Raw genomic sequence first — 20,940 nt, forward strand, 5'->3', positions numbered from 1 at the left:
TAACTAATGAAACTGAAAAAAAGTCCCTTTGCTGGGGAGGGACAGACTCACTCTAAACCCGTCACGAGCGGTATTTTGGTTAATGGTTTACCTATCGAATTAGTTCGCCAATGGATCGAATATCCAACAAAGCAAAGTTTTGCCGTATCGGTATCTACTGAAGTGCGCCGTCAGTATTACCAGAATGATGCTGCATTTGGTAAGGCTATGCGTGTGGCTGGTTATGTACCGGTTCGTACGAGAAAACTAACTGGAAAGGATGGCCGCTTTTGGTTGTACCGTGTTACAGGCAAAGACAAGGGGGTTGTCGCAGAGAAACCCGCACCGCACAAGGCTTGTAGCGTAGTTGTCCAGACTATGGCGAGGCCGCATCCGTGGTTTAAATATATCGCGCTTGATGGCAAATGGCAGTATGTCTACGCCGATCACATCCGTTTTCTAACCAAAAAACGCCACCGCGTTGATGGTGTACGTGTGCAAGGTTACACGGCTAAAGACTTGCCGTTGGAGGTATTGGAATGAGTGATTATTTAAATCTGGAAGCTGGCCAGAATGAAATCCTTATTCAGCTTAAACAACTTCCTACCTTGGAATTTAATAGCCAACGCTTAGTGACATTCTCAATGATTGATACTGCTCACCAGCGTCCGAAAGGTACGGCGAAATCGGCTTTTGGTCGTCATCGCTCGCGGTTCGTTCTGGGGCGCCACTTTTTTGAGCTAACTGGGGACGTAATACGTACTCAGTTGCTTTCAGAATTTTTCCCGAAGCATACCCGCAAGGGGATTGTAATTACTGAGATGGGCTATCTGTTGTTAGTTAAGCCCTTTCAGGACGATCTATCTTGGCTGGTTCAGGAAGAATTGGTGAATGCTTATTTCCGCTGTCAGGAGGCAGTCACTTTCCATCATGTGGAACTACCGTCACTGCAAGAGCTGGCTGCCATTCCGGTTGCTGATGCGCAAAGTACTGTAACTCGCGCAGACAAGCATTCTAAGCAACTTCATGGATCACAGGGCAGTAATGGCATGAACCTGCGGAAGAAGGAACTCAAAGCCCTGCGTCCGGCTGAAAAGTTAGTACATGCGATGGGGCAGATTGGTTTCGATAAGTACAAGTGGGAGGTTCAGCATAATGGCTAATATCTATGGGGTGTGTCCAGAAAGAGCCTTGCAGCACAAAGGCTACAGCGATTTTGTGCAGCATACTAACCCTCTTAAAGAGGGGCTATTGCGACTAGTTTTAAACGAGCCTCAAACCTTGCAGGTAACTATCGGTTACTTACAAAACCAAGCTGCAAATATGCCGCTTGCCTATAGCTCATTGAAAAGTTTTCAAAACCCTAATTCGGGCTTTGCTACTAACTTATTGAAAAAGTTCCAGACTGTGAACTTGCAGTCTGCTCAAACTTTGTGCAACTCTTTTAGAGGTGTGCAAATCACAATCGGTGAAACGCCGAGTTTGAAACTGAAAGCAGATAACTCGTTGATTGGCCTTATCTCTGTTAGAGAACCAGAGTTAGTCAATCCGTTGCTCCAGCTTAATTATCGCGAATCGCGAGAATTGGCTAACTCGTTGATCCAGCTTAATTCCGTCGATTCAACGGAATCGGCTAACTCATCGATTATGTCTAAAACCTGCATTGCAGGGACTTCACCTGGTGTATTGGTGAAGTTTGATTCGGACAATTTTCCTAGCAGGGATGACACGCAGAATGCGCAGAAAGAAAAAGGCAGCACTGCGAATGCCGCCTTTTTGCATAACGTTGATGGGGATCAGTCGTTATCTTGTTTGGCTATCTTGCGCTGGCGTCGTTTGATTTCGCCTCTAGCAGCAGTAACTAAAAAACCAGCTGTGCTTTCACCATCTTCCTTAAGTGATTCTATATTTTCCATTACATCATGTGGAATTCGTACAGTTGTCATTTGTGACTTTGCGTTCTTTGCACCGGTTACCATTACTGATACTCCTTGGGATTGGTGTATGTCAGTATACGCGAAAAAAATCACAAAAAAAGGCTTGTGGTGTATTTCACTTGAGTATAGTCTTTGTTGTGAAGGTGAAATACACCTTATTAACTGCGAAGCCCGAAAGTGCGCTAACACTAATCGGGCTTCTATCCACAATGTTACTGGAGCTAACACTATGGCATTTACTCATAGTACCCAAACTCGCCCTAAATTTACATACCTGTTCTTGGGCACCCCAAGTGATTTACCTACCTGCACACCCACTGTTCTTCGTGCTGAGGCTGATACGGAAGCTGAAGCACGTTCCAAGTTTATTGATTGGGACCTGACATTTGCCGCCCAGATCCGCACGGCTGCACCTTCTCGTCTGCAATTGTTCTCCACCGACGATGGTTTCATGTGGATCTACGAACAACGTCAGGAGGCCAGCCATGCGTAAAGCTAATCGAACTGAACCCGTTGATGCCTTGGGCAAGATCCAAGCATTGGCAGCCGCGGCCGGATACCTCGTTTCTACTGAACGCGAAACCCAGCTGTGCTTCGAGCTTATTGACCTTATCGAAGGGATCGCTAGCAAAGTGTTGGAGGATGAAGATGCCTAACACCTATATCTATCACACTGACTCAAATGTATTGCTTGGCTTGCAGCGCTCATTAGACCTGATGAATTGCACCCAACTAATCCTCAATAGTGGCGATAAGAAAATGCAAATGTACGTCCAGTCATTAGTTGATGTTGCTCAGGAATTGACCCAGCAGGCAGTGAACGCACTGGATTTTGGTGAACAGCCACAGAACAAAGATGAACAGGGGGTGTGCAATGGCTAAGAAAACTGAGCTGGTGGCTGTTGAAGCCAAAGACCTGAAAGTTATCGAATATCGCAACCAGCGTGTCGTGTCCAATGAGCAGATGGCCAGCGGATACGGAACTGATCCAATCCGCATTCGTCAGAATTATCACGAAAATAAAGACAGATTTGTTGAGGGGAAACATTACTTCAAGGTGGTAGGTGCTGAGCTAAATAATTTGCGAGTAGCTTTTAACTACTTACAAATTTCCTCGAAAACTCGGTCATTGATGCTGTGGACTGAACGCGGCGCAGCCAACCACGCCAAGATGCTGGAAACAGATCAGGCTTGGGAATACTACAACGACCTGACCGAGTTCTACTTTACTCAGCGTGATGCCAAGGCATTACCTGCGCCGGTGGAGCTATCCACGCTGGAAATCATCCAGCTTGCGTTGGAATCTGAAAAAGGCCGATTGGCGGAGAAAGAACGCGCTGATCACGCCGAACGAACCAAAGGTCAGATTAGCCGCAAGCGTGAGGCATCTGCACTCGGCAAACTAAGCGCCAAAAGTCGCCGCTGTAAGGAGCTGGAAGAGCGACTCGGTGAAGGTGTTAAACACGCGGCCATCAAGAAAGTCGAGAAGGCTACGGGTGTAAAGGAGACCTACAAGTTTGTTCCGCTGCGTAAGTGGTGTCGTGATAACGGTATGGATGCAAAGGATGTAGTGGATGATCGTTGGGGAAGCGTGAAAGCTTGGCCTGCACAAGCATGGTTGGCAGTTTATAACATCGACCTCAACGTATTATTTGGGGGTAACCTATGAGCCACATCGAAAATGTTTTATCTAGGACTGACTTAGATAAAAATAACATAGAGTCCCTGAAATATATTCGCCAGCATTCTGAAGCGGCTTACGATGGATTAATCTCGGGGCTTGGTGCTATGGGGAATGCCATATTTTGGGCTTGCGATAATGAAAATTATACCGAGTCGGAAGCAAAAGAGGACTTACGCGGTATTGGTGAAATGATGATTTATATACCCGGCATTATTGCAGCATTGAAATTCAATGCGGATGAAGCGGACTTTAATATTAAGGAACGCGATAAAACACCGAAACGCTAACGCCTATTTTCTTTTAACTATTTTCATTACGGACTCAGTCCGGGGTATCGCTCGGCCTGAATCCGGAGAGGTTCATATTATGAATAAAAACATTGAATCAAATCGTAAGCACATTGCTAATGCTTTTGTGGATTATTGCAAGCGTCGTAATTGCGGCCATTCCGTCTGTGTCGTTACGGTCGGACGCAAGCAGATTATTTTGGGTGACCTGACGGCTGACGGGGTGCATCGCTGCCTGAAGGACTGCTTTGAGGTTGAGTGCATCAAAAAATACGGAAAGGCAAGTAGCCAGAGTTTATTGGAGTCGACCTATCCGGGAATGTTGAATAAGGACAATACAAAGCTGACGCCAGAAGGGATTGAATTTATGTCATCGCTTATGGCTAACGCCGTCGAAATTGCATTAAAGGACCCGAAAGGCAATCACTTTGGATTGGAGATGTACTAATGAACAATATTATTCATGCCGAATTTGGAAAAAATAAAGCTGTCGGTAAATACCGTGTAGAGGCTACTACGGATGGCGTCAATATTATGCGCTCCAACCATGAGGGTATATTTGAACGCGTCGATTTAGTGCCATTTCCCGATGTAATGCGCCGACTGGATGCTGGCGAATGGGAAGAAGAGATCACGTTGTCATTCGATATTATCAAAGCATGGGGCAGTAGCCGAAAAAGCGCAACGGACAGTGATTTATTACTGCTGTGGCGCTGGCTGATTGCTACCGCATTTATACGTGAGCAGCGCGAGGAAAACGGCACTGAGCGAGTTGAATGGCGATCGGGCGAATTCAAGGACTGTGCAATTTATGTCGGCGAACAGGGCAGCATGAATCTCTATCCCCTAGCCGAACGCTTGGCGATGGCGAATAACATCGAAGGGGCACTGATTGAGCGTTTTGGCCCCGAGCAGGGTGTCAAAAATGCCATCGATTTTTACACGATGATGGTTGGTAACGATCGTGGGCTATCGAAGGTCGGGCGTGAAATATTGGCGGATTTGCACGATAGCTTCATTGAACAACTGAACCGTGAAGGTTTACCTACTGCGCCGACGGCTCATTAAGGAGGAAATATGAAACTCATTACCAAGAATTTTCGCCTGAATGCGCTGGCAAACCAGTTCTCAACAGCCATCTTCGACCTTATCCGGCAGCAGAGCGGCGGAGACTGGTTCATTGTCAATGTAGACGGACAGGAGATACGCGTGGAGGTTATTGGTGGCGTTAGCGGAATACGTGATCTGGTGGATGCGTGTTTTCTCGCGGCTCTGAAAGATATTGGCCCTCAGTGGGAGGGGATCGCTATCAAATGGCTGTCGCAGTGCGTTGTTGATGGTGAATTGTCCGAACGGGGCATTGAACTTTGGACATCCATGCGGGCGGATATGGGTGATTCAGTCGCCAGACGTGGAGGAACATTCCATGCGTAATATTGACCTGATCCGTGAAGTGACGGCAGCAGCCACTAATCGTTGGCCAGAGATCCTCGATTTTATCGGCGTAAATGTCCCTGCGTCACCGCGTACACATACGGCTTGCCCTGCGTGCGGCGGTAAAGACCGTTTCCGTTTTGATGATAACGGGCGTGGCTCTCACTTCTGCAACCAGTGCGGGGCGGGGGATGGCTTAGACCTGATAGCCAAGGTCAGGTGTTGTGATATCACAACAGCCGCGCAGCTTGCAGCCGATGCGTTGGGTATTGATTACCGGACAGCCAAAATGCAGGAAGTCACTAGCCAGAGAAAGAGCTTGTCCGCAACCAAGGGGCAAAAAAGCGCTTTGGATCAAGAGCAGCACACCAAGTTTGCCGACCGCTATCGTAAGCTGGGGCAAAAGGTCACGTTCGGCGAAAGCCCGTATTTACAGAGCAAGGGGCTGGAGGGTTTTACTTTCTCTATTCTGCCTGATGGCGGTTTATTACTGCCATTGCGTGATGAGTCAGGCGAAGTTGTTGCAGCACAGACGATTAGCCCATCGGGTGAAAAACGATTAATAGCGGGATCGGCTAAAAAGGGGAGCTTCTACACCATTAATGCCGTGGAAACCCCGCCGTATATTTTGATCGCTGAGGGGCTGGCGACAGCGCTAAGTGTGCATCTCATGCGCCCTGACGCCCTTACTGTGGCGGCTATTGATGCAGGTAACCTGCTACCCGTCGCGCAGGTTTTGAGAGTCAGCCATCCTGATGCACAAATTATTATCGCCGCTGATAATGATTTAGCCGAAGGTGCCAAGAACGTCGGGATCGAACACGCAGAAAAAGCGGCTCTTGCCGTGGCTGGCTGGGTATCGGCACCGCCGACAGACAAAAAGGCGGACTGGGATGACTACCGCCAGCAACATGGTCTAGAAGCAGCCGCAAAAGCTTTTGCATCTGCCCTCTATCAACCTCAGGCGGATATTCAATCCGAACCCACTAAAGGCCACAAAGAGAACGATCTCAAGCCTTACGTGGATAAACGCCGAGAGGGGCTGTACTGGATAGAGCCCAAGCTGGACAACAGTACGAATGAAATCCTCGAAAAGGAATCATGGCTATCGACGTTAGTCAACGTTGTTGGCGTTGGTGAGGATGATGCTGAGCGCTATTTGATACTCGCATGGACACCCGAGGGAACGGACAAAGAGCGTATTGAAGCGATCCCTTTGCGCGATATTGGCGAAAAAGAAGGTTGGGCAAGGATGAAGTCGGGCGGAATGCTGATCACTGCGAAAAGTGGTCTGCGTTCTCTCTTAGCCGATCACCTTCAACGTAGCGGCAACCGCGAGCTGTGGTCTATCGCTAATGCGACCGGTTGGCAGTACGGTGCTTACATTATGCCGGATGCATCCATTATTGGGCGTCCTGAAAGGCCGGTATTGTTCAATGGTCGATCGGCAGCGGCGAAAGGTTACTGCGTAAAAGGTACGGTCGAGAGTTGGAAAGGCAGTGTTGCGAAGCTGGCTTATCGTAATCCATCAATGATGTTGGGCATTGCCTGCGCCTTGTCTGCACCGCTGATCGGTTTAGCGGGGGCTGATGGTTTTGGCGTTCATCTGTTTGGGGGCTCTTCTGCGGGTAAAACGACCACCGCAAATGCAGCCAGTAGTGTTTACGGTGAACCTGATGCATTGAAACTCACATGGTACTCAACGGCACTCGGCCTCGTGAATGAAGCCGCTGCACATAATGATGGTTTTATGCCGTTGGATGAAATCGGTCAGGGTGGCAACCGTCGTGCGGTGGCGGAATCGGCTTATGCACTATTTAACGGAGTAGGGAAAATTCAAGGTGCTAAAGAGGGCGGGAATCGCGACCTTAAACGTTGGCGAGCGATGGCCTTTAGTACTGGGGAAATCGACCTCGAGAGCTACATTCGAGCCGATGGTGGGAAGATCAATGCGGGGCAATTAGTCCGACTTCTTAACGTTCCTATCAGTAAAGCAACAGAGTTTCATGGCTATGCAGATGGTAAGGCGCATGCAGATGCGATGAAGGATGGGTACCAGAATAACTTCGGTGCTATTGGTCGGAAATGGATCGCTTATCTGGCAGAGCACCGCGATCAAGCAGTGAAAGTTGTCAGAGATTCTGAACGTCGCTGGTTGTCATTATTACCCCCTGAAGCGAGTGAGCAAGTTCGACGTGTTGCGAGTCGCTTCGCCATTCTGGATGCCGCATTGCGCCTGTCCTCCGATTTAACGGGGTGGGACGAGTCCGTAAGCCACGATGCATTGCTGCATAGCTTTAATGCGTGGGTTAGTGAGTTTGGCATGGGTAACCGCGAAGCCAAAGCATGGGTTGAGCAGGCCACTGCATTTCTACAGCAGTTTGGTTTGAGTCGGTATTTGCCTTACCCAGACTCTGATCCGCGAGATTTACCCATTAAAAACCTTGCAGGGTATCGTGTCACGAACCGTGTGACGGATGTTATCGCTTTCCACACATGGCCAACGGTATTCAAGGACGAAATAGCGGCGGGTGCTAATTACACGGCCTTTGCCCAAGCGTTGGCAGATGCGGGAATGTTGGACAAACCCAGTAAAGGTATCAGCAAAAAAACACTTAGCCACGGGGGGAAGCAATGCCGGTTCGTTGTGTTGAGTTTGCCCATTGATGATTCAGATGATGAGGAGAATGACTAATGACCGCACATATTGCCGCACATGGACGCCTTGTGTCTGACGTGCAATCAAAGGCTACAACCAATGGCAACTCAATGGCATTGGCGCGTATGGCCGTGTCGCTACCTTGCCATGCCGCTGATGATGGGCAGTCCACATTCTGGCTTGCTGTCACCGCTTTTGGAAAACAGGCTGATTTCTTAGCTAAACATGGAAAAGGCGACCTCATTAGCGTTTCCGGTTCAATGAATATCAGCCAATGGACGGGGCAGGATGGGCAAGTGAACACCGGGTATCAGGTACTGGCGGATTCTGTAATCAGCGCAAAAACAGTGCGCAGTGGTGGTAGTCGTCGCCAGTAAGAGACATGGCGGCCTGAGTGCCGCCTTATCGAATCTGAATATAGGGTGTGCAAAATGACAACGGAACAGAAAGACGAAATCTTGCGCCTCAAACGTGAGGGTAAGGGCTATAAAACGATATCTCGGCTCACCGGCATTAATATCAACACAGTAAAAACAACGTGTCGCCGTTCAGGGCTTTTTCGTGATAACCCTGAACATGAGGTGCTCTTTACTATTCCTGAGAGAAAATATAGCACGGCGGTTGGGATGACTAAGCCTCTGCCACCACAACGCACAATCACTGAGCATAAACAGACGGATGCTTATTTATGGATATTGGATGTGATTAAGACAGGAGAGCCTTCGCATATTGAGTCGGCAGAAGAAGCCCTGAAGAAATTGACCATTTCACCAAAACAGGCACAGGAAAGGTACACGCATTATTTGCAAAGCCAAGGTGCTGGCTGGACTTCGGTATTTTCTACCCTATGGATGGATGATCCTCAGCACTATATCAATATTGCGAAAGAGCAGTTCAAAAGCGTTGGCGATGTCCGCGGCATTTTTGGCAGTCTTGATGCCGCCTTTGATCCTGTTGGTGCGGAACATCTCATTGAAGCTAAATATGGCCCATGTCAGGACATATATTGCGACATTATGTCTGAGAAGCGGAATAAATATACCTTCACCGATGTCTTACCCGAGCCTTTTACCCTGAGTGATGCCGTGCGAGAAATCCTGTACTGGGATTGGCTGGCATCGATGCGTGCCAGTGCCCATAAAGAGCTTTATCCGGACGAATACACCCTCGAACAGTCACATTTATGGGATCGAGAAGAATACCTCGTTATGTTACTTGAGAAGATAAAACCCATAAGCCGTACCGAAGCGTTTGAAGTGCTTAAATGGTATCTGGAATATCCAAGATATCAGGATCTGGGGGCAGATAAAGACGGGGTTTATCTTAACCTTATTGGCATGCACGAGGCGGCTTAATAATGTTAATTGCAATAAATGCAATAATATTAAGTTGTGTTGCGTTTTATGGGATAATAAGACATCAGAAATCCCCATAAGGTATTGCTATGAAAATCGAAAATGCGTTAAAGCACTTTGGGCCTAAAGGGATGAATATAACCGGCATGTCTGGCGGAACATCTCCCGATCGCATTACGGGCACTGACCTGATGGCGGCGATGGGCATGGCGGAAGCGAGAGCCAGCTTTGGTATGGCGGCTTTCCTCGGAAAAAGTGGTATCAGTACCCAAGATAAGATCCGCACCGTTGAAGAGTTGAGCAAGTACGCTTTGCGTCATGCGCCGAAGCTGGTTGTTAAATCTGCAGGTAACCGGTTAGGGCAATGCATGGTCGTTCTTGCAAAACTTGCCTTTGAAGAATATGCCAGATCGGCAGCGTCAATGTCAGAATGTGAGGAGTGCAAAGGTGATGGTCTCATCTATAGCTACCAAGATGTTGTGAAACATCCCGGCATCACGAACGCCGATGGTGAGGTCGTTTATTCTCCTACCATCAAACGCGAGCGAGTAGGTGTGTTATGCAAGCACTGCAACGGTAAAGGCAAAGTATCTCAACGCTGCCGCTGTCATGGTACAGGGAGAGTGCGGGATTTAGAGAAGTCAGCACTGCTTGGCCGACCAATAGATAAAATATGTGAGCGCTGCTCTGGAAGAGGATATAAACGTACGCCAGCCTCTAAAGCTTACAGAGCCATTGCAGCATGGGTGCCAGAATTGCAGGAAAGGACATGGAATCGTAATTGGAAGCCTTACTTTGAGGCGCTGGTGGCAAAATGTGATATTGAAGAGAGTTATGCGGATAGCGTGTTTAACGAAGTGACTCGTTAGACACTGTTTGGAAACGATAGCGACAAATTAAGACATAAAACTTGCATTTTGTCCGAAGCTGGTTTAATTTGGCTAAATAGTGGGAATTTGTATCGTTTATCCACTCGCAATCATTTGACCCCGCCTAGTGCGGGTTTTTTTATTGTCATTGTCGTACTTATCCGAAAATAACGCTTAGTTATTGTAATGAATTATCTTATATGGTTATTATTCCGCTAGCTGTAGCGAGCTAGCGTAGGGATGAGCGTCGTTATCATTGGTGAAAGCCAATTTATCAGCTCGTTACAGCGCCGCGCGTCCTAACCGCCACTAGCTCAGCAGGATAGAGCCGATGACCATATAAGTTGTAGGTGCGAGGTTCGAGTCCTCGGTGGCGGACCAACTATGTAAATGGAAATATGGAATGAAGTCATCTAAAGATCTGTATGTATTCTTAGGGATTTGTGTTCTGATGATGGTGTTCTATTTTTCTATGGTTTTGTTCTACGAATAAGTCAGCACGTCATTCAGCGAAGAAGGGATAACCCAGAGCGTTTGGTGTGCTGCACAACTGCATGAGCCATCTTCATATAGTACCGAATACAGGTGCGTGTCTTTCAACCAGTGGAGATGGCTCAGCCGATTGTGTTGATGCTGTATTTCAGGCAGCCACAATATAGAACAATAGTAATATAAAGATTAATGATGATGTAAATGCCGTCATCCCTGTAAGCCATTCACTAATGAAAATGCTCATATTTACCTCTCGATGCCTCTGAAAACTAGTTGCATTTTGATAAAAAGTATAAATCTTTTTTTGCAAAGTCACATTTTATTTTTATATGTCTATTCAATTAGTATCAGTTGTTGGTCTTCGAATAACGGATAGGACCATACTTTTGACTTTAATTCTCACTGTGCGTGATTCTCTATTTTATCGTTTTATCTCCAGACAGGATGCTTATGTTGACTTCAGGAGGTGAACATCCTGATGTGTGAGTGTCTACAACCACATTCCAAATACCATCATATGGAACTTCAATTATCACAGGGAAGTGGGTAAAAAAACCACCGTGATATTCAGCCCAGCTATCTTGGCAAAAGTGAGCATAGTGCTTTTTATTAATCAATAGGACATTAGCGGGTTCAGAACATATCACTTCAACGTAGGTATGGGTTGTAAGATAAAACTGAGTCTGTTTCATTTGATAGATCTCTATAGGCAAAAAAAATCCCACTGCGATCCGATTCAACACAGTGGGGGACCAAGTATTTGTGGTCGCAACATCAAGGAAAGTTTTAATGACAATAGGATTAAACACCTACGAATAGTTATACTCCTGTGTACAATATTTAATCCATATACTTGATTGATAATTGATCAAGATCATGGATTGCTTTGTATAGATAAAAACATTGCACTTTCAATATATTAGGCTACGAGAATCGTGGCCTTTTGCATACCTAGCACTCAGCAAACAACCATCCACACACTAAATACTTTCTAGCTGAGAGTGGTTACGGCTGGGCGCTATCCCACACATTAACCCCGCCTCGCTGGTGGAGGTGAAGGATGAAAATAATGTACACACGTGCTGCCGATAACGCCTTACTTGCTGGTGGGGTTTCGTCATGGCTATTCAGCCTGATCAATTACTTCTCACCTAACGAGTGGATGGTGGTCGGCATCATTGTTGGCATCTTTTGTACGCTGGGCGGTTTTATAGCGGGGATTTATTTCCGCTGTCGCCGTGAGCGTTTGTTGCGTGAATGGATTAAAAGCCGTCAAGTGATGGCAGCTGCGCCATTAGATGAAGAGATCGACATGCTGGAGCGTGATTGATGGGAACTAAAACCAAACTCAGCGCTACGGTTCTCGCTTTGATTATTGGTGGCGCGACAGCAGATAAAATCCTTGATCAGTTTTTGGATGAGAAAGAGGGCGTTCGAACTATCGCGTATCAGGATGGGCAAGGTATCTGGTCAATATGTCGTGGATTGACGCGTATTGGGGGGAAACCAGTCACTCGAGGGCTGAAACTTTCATACAGTCAGTGCAAGTGCTATGACGCGGTAGAACGTGATAAAGCCATTGCGTGGGTTAAACGTAATGTAACAGTGCCACTATCCGAGCCAGCCATTGCGGGTATCGCTTCTTTTTGTCCTTACAACATCGGCCCTGCTAAATGTTTTCCATCCACGTTTTATAAGAAGTTGAATTCAGGTGATCGAGTAGGTGCCTGTGCGGAGATCAAGCGCTGGATATTCGACGGCGGCAAAGATTGTCGGATCAAAGCTAATAATTGCGCGGGGCAGCCGGTGCGAAGGGGACAGGAATCGGAGCTTACTTGCTGGGGTATAGACCAATGATTACCTCTCTTAAACACTATTGGAAGCCACTAACACTAATCGCGCTGATGGCTTTTTCGTTATGGGGGGCATACTCCGCTGGCTACCATAATGCCGATACATCTTGGCGGTTGAAATGGGTACTGCGTGATAAAAACGATTCTGATGCTCTAACCCAGCGGCAAGTAGAGGCTAGAACCGAAGAACAGCGCCGCCAGCGGGTAATCAACAAGGTGATACAGAATGCCAGCCAACAAATATATGCCGCTCATAATGATGCAGTTTCTGCCAATGCTGCTGCTAGCAGGTTGCACGAACAGACCGACAAGCTCGCCCAGCGATTGGCAGACCGTGAAAGGGCCTGCGGTTCCCCAACTACCCACAGAGGCCAGACAGCAAGCGGAACCCAATTGCTTGCCGAGTTGTTCAAGCGTGCTGATGAAGAGGCGGGAAGAATGGCAGCAATTGCTGATGAGGCAAGAGTCAGAGGACTAGCCTGTGAACAGGCTTATAGTGGGCTAGTACCCGATAGATAGGAAACCCCCGCCGAAGCAGGGGCCACTCTGGGGGAGTTATCCAATAAATGAATAGCCAACAGTGGATTGGCTTAATGAATATACACAATAATTTGCATTGTAATGTATGAGTTTGGTAACAATTTGAATTTTTGATAAAAAACGCCGCACTAAAAAACTGTGGTGAGTTTAGTGCGGCGGAGCAAAGAGCATCGATATGTGAAGTCAAAGAACTATCACCTGATAAGAATAGTACCGATAGGGAATTTATCAAGTTGGTGTGTATTACAGCAGGCATTCAATGAGTGCCTGTGATAATGCATTCATATACGCATAATAAAGCGTGGAAGGTTAACTGCGGACTTTATAATTGATGATTTGCTCACCGATGGATAAGGCGCGTTTAAATAAGCGGACGCACTCATCGATTGCCTCTTTGTTAAAGCCGTTAACGCTAACATAAGATCCATCTTTGAAATCCTGAGCTAAAGACTGAAGGATTTGATGGTACTGGACCAAAAGTTTAGTTCTCTCCACACCAAGCAAGCCAACTTTGTTTAGATTAGCGTTGTAAAATCGAGCAAAGTCATCAGGGATTAAGATTATATACTTAGCTGCCTTTCCATCCAGTATATCCGGATGATTTGAAAATGAGATAAATGATTCAAGGTACCCCCTTTCCTTTATGATGGTTTGCAGTGCCTCGACTTCAGCAATAAATCCGGCTGCAAATGATAACTTTTCAATATCATGATTGTTACTACTAATCCTGTAGTTAACCCAGCCAGAAATACTAGCACCAATACAAGCACCGATTAAACCCGAGCCAGCAGCGATCAACTGATTGATAGTTGTGATTTCCATTGTAATCCTACGCTCTATAAAACAATGAGAGACATATTACTTCATAAGTTATATCAAGCATGACAAGTGTAAATATAACCATGGGAATTTATGGGAGTAATAATCAATGGGATGCAGTATATACCATGTAATGTTCTTCCTGCGCGTATCGGCATAGCTATCACTACTTACAATCGCGCTGATGCCCTTTCTCGCACTATATGGCTGAGCAGTATCGCGACAATAAGAACGTTACTTATACCTGTCAGCGCGGCGTGATGCTGTATTACCACCGAAGTGCCATTGAGAAGGTTGGCGGTTTCGATACTGTCTATGGTCGTGGTATGTACGAGCATCCTGATTTGGCATTGCGCATTCATAACGCAGGATTAACCACATGGGCCTTTGCTGATGTAGTCGGCTCGGAAAAGCTGATTTATTCGCTCGATGAACAGGTGTTCACTGCATGTCTATTATGGTGGTTGACCTAGTAAATAATAATCATTATCGAAAAGGTACTCCCGAGGGGGGCCTCTGCCACGGGGCGGCGACCTCGCGGAAAACGCCTCATTTTTGGATTTTGATCTGCCATCACCACTACCTCAACATTTTGAAAATAATAGTTAAATTATTTTTCAGTGGTGAATGTGACTGTTTTTTGTTCATCACTGGAGTGGAGAATGGATAAAGAGTTAACAAATCTCACGCTCAATATCAGCCAACTTGCAGCACTTTCGGATGTTCATCGCCAAACAGTGACGGCGCGTCTAAAGAATGTGGCAACTTCTGGTGGGAATGAATCAAACCTTAAGCTCTATAAATTAACGTCGGTTCTCTCTGAACTGATGAAGATGCCAACGCCGGTTTCAGGTAATGACATGGCGCCGCAGGATCGCAAAGCTTGGTACCAGTCAGAACGTGAGCGGCTCAAATTCGAACAAGAGATAGGGGAGTTACTCCCCGCAAGTGATGTGGCACGGGAAATGGCGTCTATGGCCAAGGCGATGATCCAAGGTCTGGAAACCTTACCGGATATTCTTGAGCGTGATTGCGCGATGACACCATCAGCGGTGCTACGTGTTCAAAACATCATAGACGATATGCGTGATCAGATTGCCCAAAAAGTGGTTGATGCTGACACCTCAATGCCAGAGGAGGGAGAGCCAGAGGAGGCGTGATGGCGTCGCAGGTTACAGCCAGCGTATTACGTAAAAACACCTATGGATTACTGAGTGCGCCTCGGCGCATGCCTGTCGCGGATGCTGTTGCTCGGTATATGCGTGTCCCCGTTGGGGCGGGTAACTCAGTACCTTGGGACCCGATGGTTGCGCCCTATATTGTAGAACCAATGAACTGCCTTGCCTCACGTGAATATGATGCGGTGATATTCGTTGGCCCTGCGCGAACTGGTAAAACAATCGGACTCATTGATGGGTGGGTTGTCTATAACGTAGTTTGCGATCCTTCGGACATGCTGGTTATCCAGATGACGCAGGACAAAGCGCAAGAGCATTCTAAAAAACGTCTTGCCCGAACATTTCGCTGCAGTCCAGAAGTGACTAAATGCTTAAGCCCACGCCGCAACGATAATAATGTTTACGATCGCGTGTTCCTCAACGGTAGCTACTTAAAGTTGGGTTGGCCATCGATCAATGTCATGTCCTCATCGGACTTTAAATGCGTGGCGCTAACGGATTATGACCGTTTCCCCGAGGATATTGATGGAGAGGGGGATGGTTTTTCTCTGGCATCAAAACGCACGACAACCTTTATGTCCGCGGGTATGACGCTGGTGGAAAGCTCTCCCGGCAGAGAAATAACCGATCTGAAGTGGAAACGAACATCGATACATGAAGCACCACCAACGACAGGTATTTTATCTCTCTATAACCGAGGTGATCGCCGTCGCTGGTATTGGCCTTGTCCTCACTGTGGTGAGTATTTCCAGCCAGCCATGAGCTCAATGAATGGCTACCGTGATAATCCCGATCCTGTCGTTGCCAGTGAATCAGCTTTTTTGCTTTGCCCTCATTGCGAGGGACATATTTTGCCCGCACAAAAACGCGAGTTAAATAATCTCGGGATATGGCTGATTGAAGGGCAGCGTATTGATCGGCATGGCGTGATTTCTGGCGAGGCGCGTCGATCACGTATCGCATCGTTTTGGATGGAAGGCCCCGCCGCGGCTTATCAAACATGGGCGCAACTGGTCTATAAATTACTGACTGCTGAGCAGGAGTATGAGCGAACAGGCAGTGAGGAAACGCTTAAGGCGGTTATTAATACGGACTGGGGATTGCCTTACGCACCACGCTCTAGCACCGAACAGCGTAAAGGAGAAAGCCTTAAGGCCCGCGCTGAGGAAGTGGCTAAGCGGACGGTGCCACCAGGAGTACGGTTTCTTGTGGCCACAGTCGATGTGCAGGGTGGTAAACACCGCCGCTTTGTTGTGCAGGTTATAGGTTATGGTGCTCATGGTGAACGGTGGGTGATTGATCGATTCAATATCAAGCAGTCAATGCGTGCCGGGCCAAACGGCGAGAGCCTCCCCATTGACCCCGCAGGCTATCTCGAGGATTGGGATTTATTACGTACTGATGTACTTGATAGAACGTGGCCCTTAGCGGCTGATCCCACAAGTCATTTTCCGGTGTTGGCGATGGCAGTGGATAGCGGTGGTGAGGATGGCGTAACGGGTAACGCATATGACTTTTGGCGCCAGTGTCGTCGTGATGGGGTGCATAAAAAAGTCTATCTCTTTAAAGGGGCGAGCCAGTCAAACGGTAAGATCATCAGCAAAACACTGCCTGATAATACCGACCGACCGAATCGTCGTGCAGAGGCCCGCGGGGATGTGCCTCTTTATCTCTTACAAACGAATGCCCTCAAAGATCGAATCAATAACGCGCTATCGCGTGAAACGGTAGGGGCTAATTACATACATTTTCCTGAGTGGCTGGGTGAATGGTTCTATGACGAGCTGACCTATGAGGAGCGAAGTCCAGACGGAAAATGGACGAAACCGGGCAAGGGGGCTAATGAAGCCTTCGACCTCATGGTGTATGCCCATGCATTGGTTATGTTGCGCGGGTACGAAAGGATAAATTGGGAAAAACCACCTCCTTGGGCGCGATCACTTGATGAATCCACACCTGTATTATCGCCTCGCCCCGCTCAGACTAAAACATCCGAAGTATCAACTCATAAGACAACACAATCACAGACTCAGCATGAGGCTACGGCCTCGGCGTGGGCGCCATCGACGACAGGAGGCTGGTTATGAATCAGACCGATATTGAAGACATGATCCAGTGTTATCTGGAAGCCGAGAAAACATTACTACAGGGGAAGTCGATCACCTTTAATGGACAGTCGATGACGATGGAGAACCTCGGCGAAATTCAGAAAGGCCGAATGTCTTGGGAGCGTCGTCTTGTGCAGTATCAAGCCAGCCAACGGGGACGGTCATCACATAAACTGGCGAGGTTTGTATGAGCCTATTAGATGAAGCCATTGGTTTAGTATCACCGGGCTGGAAAGCGGCACGTCTTAAATCTCGGGCGATGATCCGGGCGTATGAAGCCGTTACTCCGACAAGAACGCACCGTGCTAAACGTGAAAACCGCAATGCCAATCAGCTGACCCAATCAGGGGGGCGCTCGTTACGTGAGCAGGCTCGATGGCTCGATTGTAACCATGACTTGGTGATTGGTCTGTTGGATAAACTGGAGGAACGTATTGTTGGTGCCCGCGGAATCATTGTAGATCCTCAACCCATTTTAAAAACGGGTTTGGTTGCCGATGAGTTAGCGAAAGACATTCGTGCGGCTTGGGCGGAGTGGTCTGTTGCGCCGGATGTTACAGGGCAGTTTACGCGCCCCGTGCTAGAGCGGTTGATGGCACGCACGTGGTTACGTGATGGTGAGGTGTTTGGGCAAATGGTGAGCGGGGCGGCAGCAGGACTAAATCCTACGGGCAACGTTCCCTTTTGGATCGAAGCACTAGAGCCTGATTTTATCCCGCTTGAGCTAAATGACGAGGGTAAGGGGATTTGTCAGGGTGTTGCGCTCAATGAGTGGGGGCGTCCGACAAAATACGTTGTGTATAAAACATTAACTCGTTTGGGCAGCGCGCAGGGAAACACGAAAGAAATCGCCGCAGACAGCATGGTTCATCTGAAGTTTATGCGTCGGTTGCACCAAATTCGTGGCAATAGTTTGCTCGCTGGGGTGCTGATGCGTCTAAGTGCACTCAAAGAGTATGAGGATGCTGAACTGACTGCAGCGCGTATTGCGGCGGCTTTGGGCATGTTTGTTAAGAAAGGCGATCCCCAAACCTACGGTGATAACGAAGGTTCAGGATCATCAGATGGTCCTCGAGAATTAGATATCCAGCCGGGCATGCTTTTTGATGGGCTACAGCCCGGCGAAGATATTGGCATGATTAAATCCGACCGGCCGAATCCCAACCTAGAAACTTTCCGTAATGGCCAACTGCGAGCGGTTGCAGCCGGTAGCCGTGGAAGCTTTTCCAGTATTGCCCGTAACTACAACGGGACTTACAGCTCACAGCGCCAAGAGCTGGTGGAATCGTTTGAGGGCTACAGCATTTTGCAAGATGCATTTATCGCGGCGGTGAGTCGCCCGATTTACCGCAATTGGCTTCAAATGGCGATCACATCAGGTGTGATTAATGTCCCCCTCGATGTGGATAGGGAGACTCTTTTCAATGCGGTATACAGCGGGCCGGTGATGCCGTGGATTGATCCGTTGAAAGAGGCTAATTCGTGGCGGGTGCTTTTACGTGGCGGTGCAGCCACGGAGGGCGATTGGGTTCGGGCTCGGGGGGCAAATCCGGGCGATGTTAAACGCCGCCGCAAGGCCGAAATTGATGAAAACGCCACCTTAGGACTGAAATTTGACACAGACCCGGCGAACGATAAAGGGGAAGGCAGTGAGCAAAAAACAAAAAAATAGTGTGTTTATGACTCCGCGAGCGGCTGCGAACGGGGAGAAAAACTGGTTTCGAATGAAAGCCAGTGGAGAACGGTCTGCTGATATTTATATCTTTGATGAGATCGGTTATTGGGGAGTGAGTGCGCGGCAGTTTGCTAGCACATTGAAAGCGCTGGGCGAGTTAGACCATATCAACTTACATATTCACTCGCCGGGTGGAGATGTGTTTGATGGCATTGCCATTTACAACTTACTTAACAGCCACCCTGCGAGCAAAACGGTCTATATCGATGGGCTGGCCGCATCGATGGCTTCAGTTATTGCGATGGTCGGCAACCCTATCATCATGCCTGAAAATGCGATGATGATGATCCACAAGCCGTGGGGCATTACGGGGGGCGATGCGGATGATATGCGTGATTACGCCGATCTCCTTGATAAGGTCGAAACGGTGCTTATCCCCGCATATGCCAAGAAAACCGGCAAGACTACTGACGAATTAGCCGACATGCTGAGCGCTGAAACATGGCTTTCTGGACGAGAGTGTGTGGAGCATGGTTTTGCTGATCAACTGACAACATCTGTGCAGGCAATGGCTTGCATTCATTCAAAACGTATTGAGGATTTTGATTCCATGCCTAATTCATTAAAGAATATGATTATTGCGCCAAAGGCCCAAGCCCCCGTATCAACACCACAGGCAGCTCCGACTGCTGCGCCAGCCACGGTTGATGAGAACGCTATCCGCGCTCAGGCGCGAGAAGAACAAAAACAGCGCATTAATGGTATTAAAGACCTGTTTGCGATGTTTGGCGGTAAGCATCAAACCCTGCAGGCATCCTGTATTGAGGATATCGAATGTTCTGTCGAGCAAGCGAAAGATAAACTGCTTGCTGAATTGGGCAAAGATGCGACGCCATCAAATAAGAACACGCCTCATAACCTTATTCATGCGAGTAACGGTAATTTCACCGGTGACGGTATTCGTCAGGCGATTATGGCGCGTGCAGGCTATGAAGAACGTCAGAATGATAACGTCTACAACGGTATGACATTGCGTGAATATGCACGTATGTCACTGACTGAGCGCGGTATTGGCGTGTCCTCGTTGAATCCTGTTCAAATGGTGGGGCTGGCGCTAACCCACAGTACATCGGATTTTGGCAATATCCTGCTCGATGTCGCGAATAAGTCGATCTTGCAAGGGTGGGAAGAGGCGGAGGAAACCTTCGAGCTCTGGACTAAAAAAGGGCAGTTGTCGGACTTTAAAACCGCTCATCGTGTCGGTTTAGGGGGCTTCCCTTCCCTGCGTAAGGTTCGAGAGGGGGCAGAGTATAAATACATCACAACCAAAGATCGTGGTGAGTCAATTGCCTTGGCAACCTACGGTGAAATTTTCTCAATTACGCGTCAGGCACTGATTAACGATGATCTAAACCAGTTAACTGATGTCCCGATGAAAATGGGCCGAGCAGCGAAGGCGACCATTGGCGATCTGGTTTATGAAATTCTTACGGCGAACGCCGTGCTGTCTGATGGTAAAAAACTCTTCAGTCCAGACCACAAGAACGTAAGCACTGGGGCGATTGATGTCGCTAATTTGGACAAAGCCCGCTTGTTGATGCGAACCCAAAAAGAAGGTGATCGAAGCCTTAATATCCGTCCAGCATTTATGCTGGTACCAACAGCGCTAGAAACACTCGCTAATCAGACGATTAAGTCTGTAAGCGTCAAAGGTGCCGATATCAACGCGGGGATCATCAACCCAATCCAGAACTTTGCAACCGTCATCAGTGAAGCCCGTCTGGATGATAAAGATGCAGCCGCATGGTATCTGGCGGCGGCTAAAGGGACGGATACGATTGAGGTTGCTTATCTTAATGGTGTGGATGTGCCCTATATCGATCAGCAAGAAGGCTTTAATACTGACGGGATTGCCACTAAGGTCCGTATTGATGCCGGTGTAGCTCCGTTAGATCATCGCGGTTTGGTGTATTCAAGCGGCAAATAACTTTCCACACATGTGATGTGAACAGCCCTAACGGGCTTTTTTTATACCTAAAATCCGGCCCCATTGGGGCCGTGGAGCAAAGAG

At 47.9% G+C, this 20,940-nt stretch carries 24 protein-coding genes, 1 tRNA gene and 1 pseudogene; 24 read left to right on the top strand and 2 right to left on the bottom strand.

The features are described 5' to 3' along the window. The first annotated feature begins 6 nt into the window (after positions 1-6). The 15 genes from U0008_RS05385 (at position 7) to U0008_RS05460 (ending at position 10,585) form a co-directional block, all read left to right on the top strand. Complete coding sequence (locus tag U0008_RS05385; protein ID WP_004092390.1) at positions 7-522, top strand: hypothetical protein; 516 nt, start codon at positions 7-9, stop codon at positions 520-522. Then, positions 519-1,142: an ORF6N domain-containing protein gene (locus U0008_RS05390; protein ID WP_043491579.1), complete on the top strand. Its 624-nt coding sequence runs from the start codon at positions 519-521 to the stop codon at positions 1,140-1,142. Before U0008_RS05385 ends, U0008_RS05390 begins: the two co-directional genes overlap by 4 nt. Further along, positions 1,135-2,409 carry a host cell division inhibitor Icd-like protein gene (locus U0008_RS22570; RefSeq protein ID WP_080723922.1) on the top strand — a complete coding sequence of 425 codons (1,275 nt, stop codon included), beginning with the start codon at positions 1,135-1,137 and terminating at the stop codon, positions 2,407-2,409. The genes U0008_RS05390 and U0008_RS22570 overlap by 8 nt, the downstream gene beginning before the upstream one ends. Next, positions 2,402-2,572: a hypothetical protein gene (locus U0008_RS05405; protein ID WP_168126624.1), complete on the top strand. Its 171-nt coding sequence runs from the start codon at positions 2,402-2,404 to the stop codon at positions 2,570-2,572. The genes U0008_RS22570 and U0008_RS05405 overlap by 8 nt, the downstream gene beginning before the upstream one ends. Continuing rightward, a complete protein-coding gene (locus tag U0008_RS05410; protein ID WP_043491581.1) occupies positions 2,565-2,798 on the top strand; it encodes a hypothetical protein in 234 nt (77 codons plus the stop codon). The genes U0008_RS05405 and U0008_RS05410 overlap by 8 nt, the downstream gene beginning before the upstream one ends. Continuing rightward, complete coding sequence (locus U0008_RS05415; RefSeq protein ID WP_043491583.1) at positions 2,791-3,585, top strand: ORF6N domain-containing protein; 795 nt, start codon at positions 2,791-2,793, stop codon at positions 3,583-3,585. The genes U0008_RS05410 and U0008_RS05415 overlap by 8 nt, the downstream gene beginning before the upstream one ends. Next, positions 3,582-3,887 (top strand): hypothetical protein, encoded by a 306-nt coding sequence (locus U0008_RS05420; protein WP_043491585.1) that lies wholly within the window; start codon positions 3,582-3,584, stop codon positions 3,885-3,887. Before U0008_RS05415 ends, U0008_RS05420 begins: the two co-directional genes overlap by 4 nt. 79 nt (positions 3,888-3,966) lie before the next feature. Further along, positions 3,967-4,335, top strand: a complete 369-nt coding sequence (locus U0008_RS05425) for a hypothetical protein (protein ID WP_004092361.1) — start codon at positions 3,967-3,969, stop codon at positions 4,333-4,335. Beyond that, entirely contained in the window at positions 4,335-4,955 is a 621-nt protein-coding gene (locus U0008_RS05430; RefSeq protein ID WP_043491587.1) for a hypothetical protein, read from the top strand. Before U0008_RS05425 ends, U0008_RS05430 begins: the two co-directional genes overlap by 1 nt. Before the next feature lie 9 nt (positions 4,956-4,964). Continuing rightward, positions 4,965-5,321, top strand: coding sequence for a hypothetical protein (locus tag U0008_RS05435; RefSeq protein ID WP_004092356.1), 357 nt, complete (start codon positions 4,965-4,967; stop codon positions 5,319-5,321). Next, positions 5,314-8,016 carry a TOPRIM and DUF927 domain-containing protein gene (locus tag U0008_RS05440; RefSeq protein WP_004092355.1) on the top strand — a complete coding sequence of 901 codons (2,703 nt, stop codon included), beginning with the start codon at positions 5,314-5,316 and terminating at the stop codon, positions 8,014-8,016. Before U0008_RS05435 ends, U0008_RS05440 begins: the two co-directional genes overlap by 8 nt. Beyond that, positions 8,016-8,357: a single-stranded DNA-binding protein gene (locus U0008_RS05445; RefSeq protein WP_051874088.1), complete on the top strand. Its 342-nt coding sequence runs from the start codon at positions 8,016-8,018 to the stop codon at positions 8,355-8,357. Before U0008_RS05440 ends, U0008_RS05445 begins: the two co-directional genes overlap by 1 nt. Positions 8,358-8,411: 54 nt before the next feature. Next, a complete protein-coding gene (locus tag U0008_RS05450) occupies positions 8,412-9,335 on the top strand; it encodes a hypothetical protein (protein ID WP_043491589.1) in 924 nt (307 codons plus the stop codon). A gap of 89 nt (positions 9,336-9,424) precedes the next feature. Further along, positions 9,425-10,204, top strand: a complete 780-nt coding sequence (locus U0008_RS05455; protein ID WP_151200885.1) for an antitermination protein Q — start codon at positions 9,425-9,427, stop codon at positions 10,202-10,204. Between the two features lie 303 nt (positions 10,205-10,507). Continuing rightward, positions 10,508-10,585: transfer RNA gene (locus U0008_RS05460), tRNA-Ile, on the top strand. Positions 10,586-11,112: 527 nt separating this feature from the next. Here U0008_RS05460 and U0008_RS05465 read toward each other — a convergent pair. Further along, on the bottom strand, positions 11,113-11,388 hold the full coding sequence (locus U0008_RS05465) for a DUF1883 domain-containing protein (RefSeq protein ID WP_043491656.1): 276 nt from the start codon (positions 11,386-11,388) through the stop codon (positions 11,113-11,115). Positions 11,389-11,765: 377 nt separating this feature from the next. Between U0008_RS05465 and U0008_RS05470 the strand changes: the two genes are divergently transcribed. From U0008_RS05470 to U0008_RS05480, 3 genes are read left to right on the top strand one after another with little or no spacing between them, the layout of a single operon-like run. Next, the gene (locus tag U0008_RS05470; RefSeq protein ID WP_227660077.1) at positions 11,766-12,026 is read left to right on the top strand and encodes a phage holin; all 261 of its coding nucleotides are present in this window, start codon (positions 11,766-11,768) and stop codon (positions 12,024-12,026) included. Next, positions 12,023-12,553: a lysozyme gene (locus tag U0008_RS05475; protein ID WP_227660078.1), complete on the top strand. Its 531-nt coding sequence runs from the start codon at positions 12,023-12,025 to the stop codon at positions 12,551-12,553. Before U0008_RS05470 ends, U0008_RS05475 begins: the two co-directional genes overlap by 4 nt. Then, positions 12,550-13,068 (top strand): DUF2514 family protein, encoded by a 519-nt coding sequence (locus tag U0008_RS05480; protein WP_043491613.1) that lies wholly within the window; start codon positions 12,550-12,552, stop codon positions 13,066-13,068. The genes U0008_RS05475 and U0008_RS05480 overlap by 4 nt, the downstream gene beginning before the upstream one ends. A gap of 330 nt (positions 13,069-13,398) precedes the next feature. On the opposite strand, the gene U0008_RS05485 is transcribed toward U0008_RS05480, so the two are convergent. Continuing rightward, positions 13,399-13,911: a hypothetical protein gene (locus U0008_RS05485; RefSeq protein WP_043491615.1), complete on the bottom strand. Its 513-nt coding sequence runs from the start codon at positions 13,909-13,911 to the stop codon at positions 13,399-13,401. A gap of 200 nt (positions 13,912-14,111) precedes the next feature. On the opposite strand from U0008_RS05485, the pseudogene U0008_RS05490 reads away from it, so the two are divergent. The 6 genes and pseudogenes from U0008_RS05490 to U0008_RS05515 all read left to right on the top strand — a co-directional run. Further along, a pseudogene (locus tag U0008_RS05490) lies at positions 14,112-14,342 on the top strand (glycosyltransferase family 2 protein); the annotation flags it as partial. Positions 14,343-14,570: 228 nt separating this feature from the next. Continuing rightward, entirely contained in the window at positions 14,571-15,068 is a 498-nt protein-coding gene (locus tag U0008_RS05495) for a DUF1441 family protein (RefSeq protein WP_043491621.1), read from the top strand. Then, entirely contained in the window at positions 15,068-17,173 is a 2,106-nt protein-coding gene (locus U0008_RS05500; protein WP_043491623.1) for a phage terminase large subunit family protein, read from the top strand. Before U0008_RS05495 ends, U0008_RS05500 begins: the two co-directional genes overlap by 1 nt. Further along, positions 17,170-17,385, top strand: a complete 216-nt coding sequence (locus tag U0008_RS05505; RefSeq protein WP_043491625.1) for a DUF6148 family protein — start codon at positions 17,170-17,172, stop codon at positions 17,383-17,385. Before U0008_RS05500 ends, U0008_RS05505 begins: the two co-directional genes overlap by 4 nt. Beyond that, positions 17,382-18,866 (top strand): phage portal protein, encoded by a 1,485-nt coding sequence (locus U0008_RS05510; RefSeq protein ID WP_043491627.1) that lies wholly within the window; start codon positions 17,382-17,384, stop codon positions 18,864-18,866. The genes U0008_RS05505 and U0008_RS05510 overlap by 4 nt, the downstream gene beginning before the upstream one ends. A gap of 7 nt (positions 18,867-18,873) precedes the next feature. Continuing rightward, positions 18,874-20,856: a ClpP-like prohead protease/major capsid protein fusion protein gene (locus tag U0008_RS05515; RefSeq protein WP_326490415.1), complete on the top strand. Its 1,983-nt coding sequence runs from the start codon at positions 18,874-18,876 to the stop codon at positions 20,854-20,856. Positions 20,857-20,940 lie beyond the last annotated feature (84 nt).

The sequence above is a fragment of the Hafnia alvei genome, from assembly GCF_034424155.1.
Taxonomy (GTDB): Bacteria; Pseudomonadota; Gammaproteobacteria; order Enterobacterales; family Enterobacteriaceae; genus Hafnia; species Hafnia alvei.